Here is a 13,350-nt window from a genome sequence, read left to right on the forward strand (position 1 = left end):
ATGTCCGACATCAAGAAAGTCGCGATCATCGGCCTCGGCATCGGCCGCTCCCACATCGTCGAAGGTTATCTGCCGCATCCGGATCGCTTCGAAGTCGCCGTCCTCTGCGATCTCAACGAGGAACGCCTGAATGCCGTCGGCGACGAATTCGGCATCGCGAGACGCCTCAAGGACTTCTCGGAAGTCCTCAACATGCCCGATATCGACATCATCGACATCTGCACCCCGCCCGGTTCGCATTTCCAGCTCATCATGCAGGCGCTTGCCGCCGGCAAACACGTGGTCTGCGAAAAGCCGCTTGTGGGATCGCTCGCCGATGTCGATGCGGTCATCGCGGCCGAAAAGACCGCCAAGGGCCGGCTGATGCCGATATTCCAGTATCGCTATGGCGACGGCATCCAGAAGGCCAAGCGCATCATCGCTTCGGGTATTGCCGGCAAGCCCTATGTCGCCACGTCGGAGACGCATTGGGTGCGCGGCGCCGATTATTATGCGGTTCCCTGGCGCGGCAAATGGGATACCGAACTCGGCGGCGTGCTGATGACGCACTCAATCCATCTGCACGACATGCTGACCTATCTGATGGGGCCGATCGCGGGCCTCTTCGGCCGCGTCGCCACCCGCGTCAACGATATTGAGGTGGAGGACTGCGCCAGCGCCAGCCTGTTGATGGAAAACGGCGCGCTCGCCACCATCAGCGCAACGCTCGGCTCGCAGGAGCAGATCAGCCGCCTGCGCCTCGCCTTCGAAAACGTCCTGATCGAAAGCAATCACGAGCCCTACAGCCCCGGCCAGGACCCCTGGAAGATCGTCCCCGCCAATGACGAGATCGGCGCGAAGATCGATGCGCTGCTCGCCGACTGGTCGCCTATTCCCAACCGTTTCAACACGCAGATGAGGCTGTTCCACGACGCGCTGGTGTCCGGCGGACCGCTGCCGGTGACGACGGCCGATGCCCGCCAGGCACTGGAACTGGTCACCGCATTCTATGAATCGTCGGAAACCCGCACCGAAGTCCGCTTCCCCGTCGGGCCGGAAGCCAAGAAATACAAGAGCTGGAGGCCGTCATGAACGTTGCCCCGCGAGCCATCAGGACCAACAAGGAGGGAGCGCCCATGGCGACAAGCGTATCGCTGCAGAAGGTTATCAAGCGCTATGGCGAGCTTCAGGTGGTTCACGGGATCGATCTGGAAATCGAGCCGGGTGAATTCACCGTTTTCGTCGGCCCCTCCGGCTGCGGCAAGTCCACGCTCCTGCGCATGATCGCCGGCCTCGAGCCGATTTCCGGCGGTGGCCTCTATCTCGACGGCAGCCGCATGAACGATGTCCCCGCCTCCAAGCGCGGCATCGCCATGGTCTTCCAGTCCTATGCGCTCTATCCGCATATGACCGTTTACAAGAATCTCGCCTTCGGCCTGGAAACGGCCGGCATGAAGAAACAGGACATCCAGCCGCGCGTCGAAAAGGCGGCAGAGATCCTGCAGATCAAGCAGCTGCTGCAGCGCAAGCCGAAGCAGCTTTCCGGCGGCCAGCGCCAGCGCGTCGCGATTGGCCGCGCCATCGTGCGCGAGCCCAACATCTTCCTCTTCGACGAGCCGCTTTCGAACCTCGACGCGGAACTGCGCGTGCAGATGCGCGTCGAGATCGCCCGCTTGCACCAGCGCCTCGGCAACACCATGATCTACGTCACCCACGACCAGACCGAGGCCATGACCATGGCCGACAAGATCGTGGTGCTGAACGGTGGCAAGATCGAGCAGGTGGGCGCGCCGCTCGACCTCTACAACAAGCCGAAGAACAAGTTCGTTGCCGGCTTCATCGGCTCACCGAAGATGAACTTCCTCGATGCGAAAATCGTCGCCTCCGACGACGGCTCCGCCGTCATCGATCTCGCCGGCCAGACGGTGCGCCTGCCGCGCCGGCTAGGCAGCCTCCAGCCTGGACAGCCGGTGACCCTCGGCGCCCGCCCGGAGCACCTGAACGTCGGCGATCGCGGCCTAGCGCTCGGCAATGCCCGCGTCGATCTCGTCGAACATCTCGGCGGCCAGACGATCCTCTATGTCACGCTGCATGGCGGTCAGGCGCTAACGGTCGCGCTGGAAGATCAGCAGGCCATCCGCGCCGGCGAGACGGTTAGCATTCACATCGATCCCGAGCGCTGCCATTTGTTTGGGCCGGATGGGGCGACGCTGTAGGAGAGCTCACGCAGGGTTATCTCGCCCCTGGCGGGCGAGATAACTCGTCGCGCCCGCCATCAACTACACCTCGACGATCCGCCGGCTGCCGATGGCGCGGATCTGACCGGATGGAATGACATCGGCCGGAACGCTCTCCCGCCGGTACAGGCGAATCCGGCGGCTGCCCGGCGCAAGATGGAACCAGTCGTCCTCGGCCCGATAGGCTTCTAGATCGATCTGCACCGATTGTGCCAGCCGATCGCTGATCAGCTCCAAATACCAATCCTCACCTTCCTGAAGAACCGATGCAGTGATCTCGGCATCGTGAAAAGCTTTCGTTCTGCCAAGCGGGAAGTAGAAGGCCTGAGCGATAAGCGCGCCGGTTACCGAGTTCGTCAGCCGGGCCACTACGACATCATGTGATGGCGGACCGAAACGGAAAGCATAGGTCGTGTCAAAGAAGGCGCCAAACAGATCAGTGCAGGCTATCTTTTGCTTGGCGCGGGCTTCGAGCACCAGATCGCGGCCGCCACCGACGACGATCTGACGCCCGTCACGCAGGCAGGAGACTTCGACGGTGAGGTCAAGCGCCGCATAGCTCTCATTCATGACGTGTACGTCGAGACCGTTCGTACCTTCATCCATCAGAAGCACCTGCACTGGCCGGAAGGCACGGCGCAGCCCATACCAGACCGGCTTCGGCTCTCCGGTCGAATCGATCACGCCCCAGCCGGCGCCGGGAAGCAGATCCTGCAGCGTCCAGACAAGCGCGCCATTGCAGCCGGAACCTCGGCGGCGCCACTCCGCATAGGTCTCCTCGGCCACTTCACCGGTCACCGCCCGCGAGAGGTTGAGATAGAGATCCGGGTCTTCCCGCCGCAATCGGTTGGGCTCGAAACCGTAAAGCTCCTGAAGATAATGATCACGCACATCCTCGAAATCCCAGGATGCGCCGCGATCGCGCGGTACCCGCTCTTTCCATAGCGGGCTATGGACTGCCGGAACCGGCAGATGCTGCCCCAGAGTACGGGCTTGCGGCACATGCGCGAAAGCCAGGCTCTCTGCGGCGAAGCGGACGTCGGCGCGGCGCGCATCGGCAAGCGGCCGCATATACGCCCCGACGCCATAATAATGCGTGACGCCGGCATTTGGCGAAAACGGCATCGGCCCGCCCGAGGGCGAGTTGACGACATAGGGCACCTCCGGCCGCAACGATTGCACCAGTGGCGGGATGATCTCCTCCACAACAGGGCTTTTCCAGAACTGTTCGGGCAGGCCCATCATGGCTGCCTGCTGATGGATCTCGCTGCCGCCGCAAAGGATGGCCAGCGAAGGCGACAGCCGAGTGCCGCTCAGGAACTGCGAAACCTCCGCCTCGACATGGGCGTTGAACGCCTTGTCATTCTTCGGATAGTCGAAATTAGCGAACATGAAATCCTGCCAGACCAGCAGGCCAAGTCCGTCGCACAGGCGGAAGAATTCCGGCGTTTCATATGCCATGGTGCCGCCGATACGGATCATGTTCATGCCGGCTTCAGCCGCCAGCCGTAGCCAGGGTTCATAATCGTCGCGGCCGCCAGGCAGGCGTACGATATCGGCCGTGGTCCAGACCGCGCCGCGGCAGAAAATCCGCTCGCCATTCACGACAAGAGCGAAATCCTGGCCATCGGCACCACGATCGACCGACAGCCGACGGAAACCGGTCTTTCCGAGCGCATGCTCCATGCCATCGACGACGAGCGAGATATCATGGAGTTGCGGCACGCCATGGGTATGCGGCCACCAGGGCGCCACATCGGGAATTTTGAGGATTGCGGTATAACGGCCGGCGCTATCCTTTTCGAAGGCCTGTTTCGTCTCTCCGCACTTCAATACCAGCTCTTCAACGTCGCCCTCGATCGAGAGCGAGGCGTAGAGCCTGCCCTCGCCATTCTCAAGCAAATCCGGCCGCAAGGAGAGATCACGAATGACAGGCGCGCTCGGCCGCAGCAGCGAGATCGGCCGCCACGGACCGACGGCCTGAACATCCGGGCACCAGCCTGGCATATGGCCGAGCAATGTCGTGCGCACCATGCGCAGGCCCTGGGGCGTGATCATCTGCGGCCGCCAGCGGGCGCGTGGCCCGGGCTCGGAAAGCTTCGGCTCCAGCGCACGGAAGCAAAGCGCCAGCTCGTCACCGCCAAGCAGGGTGACGTCAAGGTCATGGGCCTCGAACATGCTTTCGGACACAAGGATTTGCTGGCCGTTGAGGAAGACTTCGCAAAGCGTCGCCAGCCCCTCCAGTCGCAGGACCGCCTCGCCCGCCTCCACATCCACCAGACGGCAGATGTACCAGGCATCGCGATCATGAAGCGGCTGCGGCCTTGTCCGGTCGAAATGCCCGGCCTTTTCCAGCGCCTCCGCCACCGTGCCCGGCACGGGCGCGGGAATGAAACCTGAGGTCAGCGGCACATCGGACGGTAAGAGGCAGGTGCCTGCCTCCGTCAGTACCAGATTCCAACCTTCGCTCAGCCGCATTCCGCCGCCGAGATCCGCCAAGCGCCCGCCCATGACATCTTCGGGGGATTACCCCCGCCCCAATATGTTCAGAAATAACCCAGCCGTATCGCGGATCAAACGGAAGCCCGTCAAAGCTTCCGTTCAAGTTCGCTCATCATGGAATCCCACGCATCGGCGGCGGGATCAAGCGCCGTGCGCAGCGGCTCGAATTTCTTGCGCGTGATGGCGCGGGCAAGCTGGAACTGCACCGATTTTGCCGTCTCGGAAATTTTCCGCGCTTCGCCAGCCGCGTTACCCAAATCAGCCGCGAGCCAATCGAAATGGCTGCCGGCCAGTTCGAAATTGGCGCCGAGCTGACGCAGCGTGTTGAAGGCATATTTATGGAAGAAGCCGAAAGGCCGTTCGGCGATCGCCTCCACCTGCGCCGGGAAGACCTCGGCGAAGGCGCGGATCGGATTGGCCTTGGGGCGACGGCGGAAATGGAAGGACAGAAGCTGCCGCGCCGTCTCGCGGATTCCAGCGTCAGCGGGTACCTTCTCCGGAAATTTCGCAAATTCCGTATAGGGCAGGAAGGGCAGGTCCTCGTCCGTCAGATGCAGCTGGAACAGCCCGTCGAAATCCTCGCCCGACAGCTGGAAGAAGCCGCCATTGTGGAAATAATCGAGCGTGCGGCCTTCCATATCGAGCCGGTTGATCGCGACCGTCGTCTTGCCGTGTTCGCGGCGATAGCCGACGCCTTGCGTGTCCGGCATGAAGAAGGAATCCATCTCCACCAGGCAGAGCCGGCCGCGGCCGATCTGCTCGGCGACATGGTTCTCAACCTTGTCGTAAATCGCAAGCTCGGTGCAGCGCACGCCATAGAGCGCTTCCAGATCCTCGAGCGGCACCTTGAAGAAGGTGAACTGATCGCCCTCGAAATCCTGTGTCACCGTGAAGCCGAGCATGGCTTCCGGCGGCAGCTTCAGGCTCGAAAGCACCTCGATCCAGAGATCGATGTAGCAGTTGGTCTCAGGCCACATGCGCTCGCTGTCGTGCAGCGCATGTGGCTTGTAGACGGCGGGGTCCAGTCCCTGAAACACGGAAGCCATGGGTGCGATCAGCCCCACAGCGTCTTGCGCACGCTCTCGGGCCATTCCTTGGTGTCGAGACCATGGGTGTGGAACAGCGCCAGCGCGATGCGCTCCAGGCCGAAGCCGACGCAGGCCGTGTGCACGACGCGGCCATCGGCAAAGTTCAGGCCCCATTTCGTGCCGAAGGCATCCTGATGGTAGTTGAAGCTCATGCAGGCGGTCGGCTTGGCGGTCGAGGTGATCGGGATCAGCAGCTCGAACTTCAGGTTCTGGTCGCGCTGGTTGTTGGCGAGCATCTTGCCGGCCCGGCCGAAGAACGGGTCGTTGGCGACATCGATGGTGACGTCGAGGCCGACGGCCTTCATCATCTCGACACCGCGATCCATCCAGCTCTGGCGGAAATCCGTCACATGCTTTTCGCTGCCCATGCAGACATATTCGCGCATGCGGAAGAGCTGCTGGCGGGCCGGGTCCTTGGAAGGCTCGTGGCGGAAGCAATAGGATTGCAGATCGTAAAGCGCGCCGTCTTCCGGAATGGCGCCGCGCTTGGCAACCGTCGGATAGAGCGGATAGCAGGCGGCAGGCGTCAGCACGATATCGGTGGCCTGCTGGTCTTTCGTCCAGTCGTCGCCGACTTCCATGCACTTCAGCAAGCTCATATGGTCGAGCTCGTTACCGCAGAAGCTATGCACGGTGCCGGCCAGCTGCGGGAAGCTCTTCATATAGCCGCTCGTCTCAAAGAAGGCGCGATTCATGCCCGGCGGAAAGCGGATGGCTTCGGCGCCATCGGCGCCGCCGAATTTGTCGATCAGCCGCTCGAAGGCGGAAATCACATCTTCGAACTGGCCGCTGCGCCCGTAGAGGCCATCAACGCCGGTGTCGATCAGCAGGCCGGATTCGAAAAGACGGTCGAGAAACGATGTTTGCATATCCATGACGGTTACCCCAACAGGCTGGTATCTTGTTTGTGGACGAGCAGCATGGTCGACGTATTGCCGAGAATGCGGTCATTCGAAATCATCAATTGCGCCGAGTGCGCGTCGCGCAGGTGGCGGCCGAGGCTGTAGGGCGTACCGTTCTTGTAGCCCATGATGCCGCAAATCAGCATCGCATGATTGATGATCGGCAGGATCATCTCCGAGGATGCGATCTTGACGTTGTTCATCGCCACGGCGAAGGCCATCGACGACAGGCGGTCCGCATCGAGCTTCGCCTCCTCATAGGCCTTCAGCCCGGCAACCACATTGGATTTCACCATCTGCAGCATGCTGGAGGCTTCGGCGAGACGCAGCGCACCGGGCGGCGGTGCGCCGGGAGACTTGCGGGCAGCGGCACGAACGAAAGCTTGTGCGCGGGAAACGGCATCGGCGGCAATGCCATACCACACACCGCTCCAGAGGAGGTGCGAGCTTGCCAGCATCGATTGCGCGGCGATCTCGGCAAATGGCTTCGGCAGGATCTGCTTGGCCGGCGCCACGCCCTTGAACAGGAAGCCGTCGGAGCAAGTGCCGCGCATGCCGAGCGTGTTCCACTCGACCGTGCGCTTGATCTCGTATTGATCCCTGAGGAAGCAGGTCAGCACCTGATCGGAAGACGCCGCCTCGGCATGGCTGCGCGAGGTGATCAGAATGGCGTCGGCGTGGGCGCCATAGGAGATGACGGTCGCATCCTTTTCGAGGGTGCAGGTATCGCCTTCGACCTTGATGGCGCAGATGCTGTTGCGCAGATTGCCGCCGATCCCGCCCTCGGTCGTCGCCGAAGCGAGCAACAGCTGTTCCCTGGCGATGCGGCGCATGAAATCGCGGTGCCAGTCGCTGTCGGCGCCGTGCTCGACCAGGCTCGACAGCTTGATCTGATGCATGGCGAAGACCATGGCGCTTGCAGCGCAAGCCTGACCAAGGATCGAGCAGAGCTCGGCGATTTCGGTCACCGACGCGCCTTCACCGCCGAGATCGGCGGGGATCTGGATGGAGAGCAGCTTCTCGGCGCGCATGGCGTCGACGGCTTCGCGTGGGAACCGGCCTTCGGCATCGACGGCATCGGCGTGCTGGCTGGCGATCGCTGCGACGCGGGCGGCGCGCACCGCCGCTCCTTCGCCCGACCCAACCTCGAGTAAAGCGACCGCCGCAGTCATTAGGCGACCTTTCTACTGTCGAGGATCATGCCGACAGTTCTTTCGATCGCGGCAATGCTGGCGAAGGACTTGCGGTTCAGCAGGTTGTCGGGAAACTCGATGTCGAAGGCTTCCTCGATGCCGAGCATCAACTGGACGGAAGCGAAAGAAGACAGGCCTGTCGCATAAAGATCAGCATCGTCTTCGATCTGATCGATAGCAACGGGAAGCGCGCCGAACTTGGCCAGCAAATCGCGAATCGTCTTGTTCATAGTCTAGTCCCTTCTGGCAATGGTAAGCATAACCGCAGTTACGCCGTCTTATCCTTCACCAAGAAGTAACAGGCAAAATAGAACATTCCGCTAAGCGACGTGGTAAATACAAACGACTTATACTTCGTAGAAAATTGCTATATTCAACACTTGTCTGATTAAAATTTACCTTCCGTAAGCCATATAAAGGATGACTTCCGCAAAAATATTATATTTACCTAATATTATGCCATGTCGATTTTTGGAAGAGCGAGGTATCAAAAAAGGTTAACGCACCAAAATTCGCCACTACGTTTTATTCGAAAACAACAATCACAATCAGAGCGTCAGTGCAATAAGATCATAAGTACGCACTTTAGCTTTGCGGCGGATAAATATGCTCGCCGCCGCGATAGTCTGAAATCGAGTAGCAACCTTCACCCAGCTCACGGACGGAGCTCTGGCCGATATCGGCCTTGCCATAGCCGCCAGGAATATCGAGAATGTAGGTCGGTTGGCAAAGGCCGGAAATGCGGCCGCGCAGGCTTGCCACGATTGCCTGCCCTTCGGCGATGCCAAGGCGGAAGTGGCTGGTTCCGGGCGCAAGGTCCGGATGATGCAGGTAATAGGGCTTCACCCGCGTCTCCACGAAAGCCTTCATCAGCGCCGCCAGCACCTCCGGATCGTCGTTGACGCCCTTCAGAAGGACCGACTGGCTGATAAGCACGATTCCGGCATCGACCAGCCGGGCGCAGGCGGCGCGCGCCTCCTCCGTCAGCTCGCGTGTATGGTTGGCATGCAGCGCCACATAGATGGTCTTGCCGCTCGCCTTCAAAGCCGCAATCAGCGCCGCATCGATCCTTGACGGGTCAACGACGGGGATGCGGGTATGGAAGCGGACGATCTTCACATGGTCGATCTCGGCAAGCTGCCCGAGAATCTCTTCCAGCCGGCGCGGCGAGAGAATGAGCGGATCGCCACCGGTCAGGATGACCTCCCATATCTCCTTGTGCTCGCGGATATAGGCAAAGGCGCCGTCCAATGCATCGCCATCCAGCGTGCCAAGTCCCTGCGGTCCGACCATCTCGCGGCGGAAACAGAAGCGGCAATAGACCGGGCAGACATGCACGGCCTTCAACAGCACGCGATCCGGATAGCGATGCACGATGCCTTCGACCGGGCTGTGCGTGTGGTCACCGATCGGATCGGCCCGCTCCTCCGGCGTAACGATGAGTTCGGCGGCATCCGGCACGAACTGCCGGGCAATGGGATCGGCGGGGTTTGCGGGGTCGATCAGACGCGTGACGGTCGGCGTCAGGGCGACGGCATAGCGTTCCGCCACTGCTTCCAGCGCCGCTGCCTGATCTGCATCGATCAGCCCGGCGCGCTCAAGCTCTCCGATGGTCCGGATCGGGCGCACCACATTCATGCGTCATACTCCGCGACCGGTGCCCACAGCACCTGCTCGATCCGTGAGGCGCCGGTTGCCAGCATCACGAGCCGGTCGAAGCCTAGCGCGATGCCGCTCGCCTCGGGCATGACGGCAAGCGCCTCCAGAAACTCCTCGTCCAGCGGATAGGTCTCGCCATAGACACGCTGCTTTTCCGCCATTTCGATCTCGAAGCGACGACGCTGCTCTTCGGCATTGGTGAGTTCGCCGAAAGCATTGGCCAGCTCGACGCCGCAGGCATAGAGCTCGAAACGCTCGGCAACGCGATGATCCCTGGCCGATGGCCGCGCAAGCGCCGCCTCAGAAACGGGATATTCGTCGAGAATAGTGGCGCGTCCGAAGCCCAGATTCGGCTCGATCTTCTCCACCAATACGCGGCTGAAAAGATCCTGCCACAGATCGTCGTCGGCAACGCGAATGCCCGCCTTGCGCACATCCGCCGCCAGGCGCTCGCGATCCGTCGATCCGTCGAGACCGATGGAGGCGAAGAGATCGATACCGGCATATCGTTCGAAGGCGGCCGCGACGCTGATTCGCTCGGGCGGGAGAAATGGATCGATCTCCGCGCCGCGGTAGCTGAGTTTCTTCGCCCCGACCGTCTCGGCCGCCAGCGCCAGCAGCGCGGCACAATCCGCCATCAGGATTTCGTAGCTCTCTCCTGCCCGATACCATTCCAGCATGGTGAATTCCGGATGGTGCAGCGGCCCACGCTCGCGATTGCGATAGACATGGGCAAAGCAGGCAATGCGTTCTTCACCCGCCGCAAGCAGCTTCTTGCAGGCAAATTCGGGTGATGTATGCAGATAAAGAGGCGATGCCTTGCCGTCGGTCGTCAGCGCCTCGGTCTCGAAAGCATGCAGATGAGCCTCGTTGCCGGGCGACACCTGCAGCGTCGCCGTATCCACCTCGATGAAGTCGTTGCGCGCGAAGAAAGTCCGCAGCGCCGCCTGGATGGCATTACGGCCGATCAGGAACGGCCGCCGGTCCGCATGGACATTGCGGGTCCACCAGGGGGACGCTTTGCTCGTCTTTGGCTTCATTCCTAGCTTTCTTCAGGGCACCGGCCGCCTTGGGGGTGGCTATTTCCGTTGATTTAGGGTAGTTGCGCCCCCAAGCAAACAAAAGCTGCGTCTCGGAGAGCATTTCGACAGTCCCTCTACGACGCAAAAGGCAGCGTTACAAGGAAGTCTTATGGTCAAGGTCATCGCCTCTTCGGTCCGCAAGGGCAACGTTCTCGACGTCGACGGCAAGCTCTACGTCGTTCTCACCGCACAGAACTTTCATCCGGGCAAGGGTACACCGGTCACGCAGGTCGACATGCGCCGCATCGTCGACGGCGTGAAGGTGTCCGAGCGCTGGCGCACCACCGAGCAGGTCGAGCGCGCCTTCGTCGAAGACGTGAACTTCCAGTACCTCTATGAAGACGGCGAAGGCTTCCACTTCATGAACCCGGCCACCTACGACCAGGTCGTCGTCGATGCCGAAACCATGGGCGACCAGAAGGCCTACCTCCAGGAAGGCATGACCTGCATTCTGTCGATCCATGAAGGCGTTCCGCTGGCGCTCGAACTGCCGCGCCACGTCACGCTCGAGATCACCGAGACCGAGCCGGTCGTCAAGGGCCAGACGGCATCCTCCTCCTACAAGCCCGCCATGCTCTCGAACGGCGTGCGCACCATGGTTCCGCCGCACATCAATGCCGGCACCCGCGTCGTCATCGCAACGGAAGACAATTCCTACGTCGAGCGCGCCAAGGACTGAGCCTCGGCCACCTGCTTGCATGAAGAACGCCTCGTCCTGGTGACGGGGCGTTTTGCGTTTTGGGAAAATTGAAGCCGGAGGGGCAGCGACTGCGCGAAGACTTACCGTACCGCTCTGGTTGCGATGGGCCTGGCTACGGCGCACTGGCCTTTTTCTCATCCGCCTGCGCCGCACCGGTAGTTTCGGAAGGCGTTTGCATATCGGTGCTGTGCTCATGCGGAGCCAGGGACTGCAGATGCAGGACGCGCGGCGACATGGCGTGCATGAAGGCGTCGGAGCGGCCGATATAGATAAGGGTTGCATCTTCCAGCTCAGCCAGCAGAGCAAAGGCCTTCGCCTGAACCTCGGCCTCCAGCCCTTCCAGGGCATCGTCGAAGACAACCCATTTCGGCTTTGCAAGCAGCAGATGCGCAAAACCGACGGCTTTCTGCTCTTCGGTATCGAGCAATCGATCCCAGCGAGCCTGCGTATCGAGACGGCTCTTCAGACGGCCAAGCCCTACCTTGTCGATGACGGCATCGACGGCGGCATCGTCATAGGCGTCCCGATCGTCCGGAAAACAGATTGCCTCCCTGAGGGTGCCGGTCGGCACATAGGGCGTGTGCGGCACGAACAGCATGTCGTCCATCGGCGGCAGGCTGACCGTGCCGGAACCGCTATACCATTGATGCGCCAGCACCTCGAACAGCAGCCTGCGATTTACGCCGTGATCGCCGTTGATCATCACATGCTCGCCGGCATTGATCGTGACCGTACCCTCCGCGATCCGGAAGCCGTTTTCCGTCGCCTCGTCGCTGGTCTTCGTCGAAATCTCCAGATCGGTCCAGACCATCGTGCCCGGCGCCGCCTTTTCGAAGACGAGGGTGTGCGGCATCGGCATTTTATCGTCCATTTCCGTCAGTGCCTTGCGGAAATCGGTCACGCGCATCAGCGTCGCACGCCATTCGGCAATCGGGCCGAAATTGGCGACATACCAGCGCAGCGCGGAATTGACCTGATTGAAGGCGCCGACGGCCACCATCAGCTGACCGAAGGTCAGGCCGCCGGAGAAATAGGCGGGCGCGGCAACGAGGATGGGAATGATCAGCACCAGCCAGCCATAGCCGGCCGAAACCCAGGTGAGATTGGTATTGGCGATGGCAAGCTGACGGATGACAGCAAGCACGGCCGATATGTCGAGATTGATCCGCCGGCGCTCGTTCTCCTCGCCTCCGGCGATGGTGATTGCCGGCATATGCTCATTGGCATGCATGAGCGCGAAGCGCAGCTCGGCTTCCTTCGAATAGCGGTCCGCATTCAATCGCACCAGACGCCGGCCGACAAATTGGCTGAGGAAAGAAGCGGACCCGGCATAGAGGATCGCCGCCCAGACCATGTAGCCGGGGATGGAGAAGCTCATGCCCCGGAGGTGAAAGACCATGCCGCTGGAGAGCTCCCAGAGCACGCCGATGAAGCTCAAAAGCAGGATCGTCGCCTGCACCAGTCCGATGGCAAGCCCCGTCGAGCTTTCGGCAAGATTGCGGGCGTCCTCATGCAGCCGCTGGTCGGGATTGACGCCGATCAGGCCGGAGGAGGCAAGACGAAGCGCACGCTTGGCCTGCAGCCATTGATCGACCAGATCGCGCGCCAGCCCCTCGCGCATGTAGAGCGCGGTCATCTGGTTGAGCCAGGCCTGAACGACATTGAGGACGAGCAGCGAGCCGGCGATGATGCCGAAGACGCCGAGCTGATGGAAGAAAGCGGAAATATCGCGCCTTGCCAGCGAATCGTAGAAGGGCGCATTCCAGTTGTTGAGCAGCACCTGGACATAGGCCGTGACCAGAATGATCACGAAAAGCGCGATGGTCAGGGAAATGATCTTGATGCGAACAGCCGAATTCCAGAAAGCGGAGAACATCATCCTCAGCCGAAAGAAAAGGCTCAAATCGTATCCGACCTGTTCATTTCCCTGGATATTCGGCTTGGCTTGCTTTTCAACTGCCATCAGCACTTCCCTGCGACGCGTCCCGTCAGTTAATCATGACCCGCC

Annotated in this window: 11 protein-coding genes; 3 read left to right on the forward strand and 8 right to left on the reverse strand. The window is 61.2% G+C overall.

Going from position 1 to position 13,350, the window contains the following annotated elements:
* Together AC13QY_RS20215 and AC13QY_RS20220 are read left to right on the forward strand one after the other, a co-directional pair.
* Positions 1-1,071, forward strand: coding sequence for a Gfo/Idh/MocA family protein (locus AC13QY_RS20215; RefSeq protein WP_183809601.1), 1,071 nt, complete (start codon positions 1-3; stop codon positions 1,069-1,071).
* A 44-nt stretch (positions 1,072-1,115) separates the two neighbouring features.
* Entirely contained in the window at positions 1,116-2,195 is a 1,080-nt protein-coding gene (locus AC13QY_RS20220) for an ABC transporter ATP-binding protein (RefSeq protein WP_113352895.1), read from the forward strand.
* A 63-nt stretch (positions 2,196-2,258) separates the two neighbouring features.
* Here AC13QY_RS20220 and AC13QY_RS20225 read toward each other — a convergent pair whose 3' ends face one another.
* The 7 genes from AC13QY_RS20225 to epmA form a co-directional block, all read right to left on the reverse strand.
* Positions 2,259-4,727 carry a glycoside hydrolase family 2 protein gene (locus tag AC13QY_RS20225; RefSeq protein ID WP_488493878.1) on the reverse strand — a complete coding sequence of 823 codons (2,469 nt, stop codon included), beginning with the start codon at positions 4,725-4,727 and terminating at the stop codon, positions 2,259-2,261.
* A gap of 77 nt (positions 4,728-4,804) precedes the next feature.
* Positions 4,805-5,764 (reverse strand): DUF1839 family protein, encoded by a 960-nt coding sequence (locus AC13QY_RS20230; RefSeq protein WP_488493879.1) that lies wholly within the window; start codon positions 5,762-5,764, stop codon positions 4,805-4,807.
* A gap of 8 nt (positions 5,765-5,772) precedes the next feature.
* Positions 5,773-6,681, reverse strand: a complete 909-nt coding sequence (locus AC13QY_RS20235) for an amino acid--[acyl-carrier-protein] ligase (protein ID WP_145321919.1) — start codon at positions 6,679-6,681, stop codon at positions 5,773-5,775.
* Positions 6,682-6,686: 5 nt separating this feature from the next.
* Positions 6,687-7,880 (reverse strand): acyl-CoA dehydrogenase family protein, encoded by a 1,194-nt coding sequence (locus tag AC13QY_RS20240; protein WP_488487148.1) that lies wholly within the window; start codon positions 7,878-7,880, stop codon positions 6,687-6,689.
* The gene (locus AC13QY_RS20245) at positions 7,880-8,131 is read right to left on the reverse strand and encodes an acyl carrier protein (protein ID WP_075853503.1); all 252 of its coding nucleotides are present in this window, start codon (positions 8,129-8,131) and stop codon (positions 7,880-7,882) included. The genes AC13QY_RS20240 and AC13QY_RS20245 overlap by 1 nt, the downstream gene beginning before the upstream one ends.
* Positions 8,132-8,486: 355 nt before the next feature.
* Positions 8,487-9,539 (reverse strand): lysine-2,3-aminomutase-like protein, encoded by a 1,053-nt coding sequence (locus AC13QY_RS20250; RefSeq protein WP_488493880.1) that lies wholly within the window; start codon positions 9,537-9,539, stop codon positions 8,487-8,489.
* On the reverse strand, positions 9,536-10,600 hold the full coding sequence (gene epmA, locus AC13QY_RS20255; RefSeq protein ID WP_113331498.1) for an EF-P lysine aminoacylase EpmA: 1,065 nt from the start codon (positions 10,598-10,600) through the stop codon (positions 9,536-9,538). The genes AC13QY_RS20250 and epmA overlap by 4 nt, the downstream gene beginning before the upstream one ends.
* Positions 10,601-10,751: 151 nt before the next feature.
* On the opposite strand from epmA, the gene efp reads away from it, so the two are divergent.
* The gene (efp, locus tag AC13QY_RS20260; RefSeq protein ID WP_069611558.1) at positions 10,752-11,321 is read left to right on the forward strand and encodes an elongation factor P; all 570 of its coding nucleotides are present in this window, start codon (positions 10,752-10,754) and stop codon (positions 11,319-11,321) included.
* Between the two features lie 133 nt (positions 11,322-11,454).
* Here the strand turns inward: efp and AC13QY_RS20265 are convergent, their stop codons facing one another.
* Positions 11,455-13,305 carry an ABC transporter ATP-binding protein/permease gene (locus AC13QY_RS20265; protein ID WP_488493881.1) on the reverse strand — a complete coding sequence of 617 codons (1,851 nt, stop codon included), beginning with the start codon at positions 13,303-13,305 and terminating at the stop codon, positions 11,455-11,457.
* Positions 13,306-13,350: the final 45 nt, after the last annotated feature.

This window comes from Martinezella sp. CNPSo 3795, from assembly GCF_057784475.1.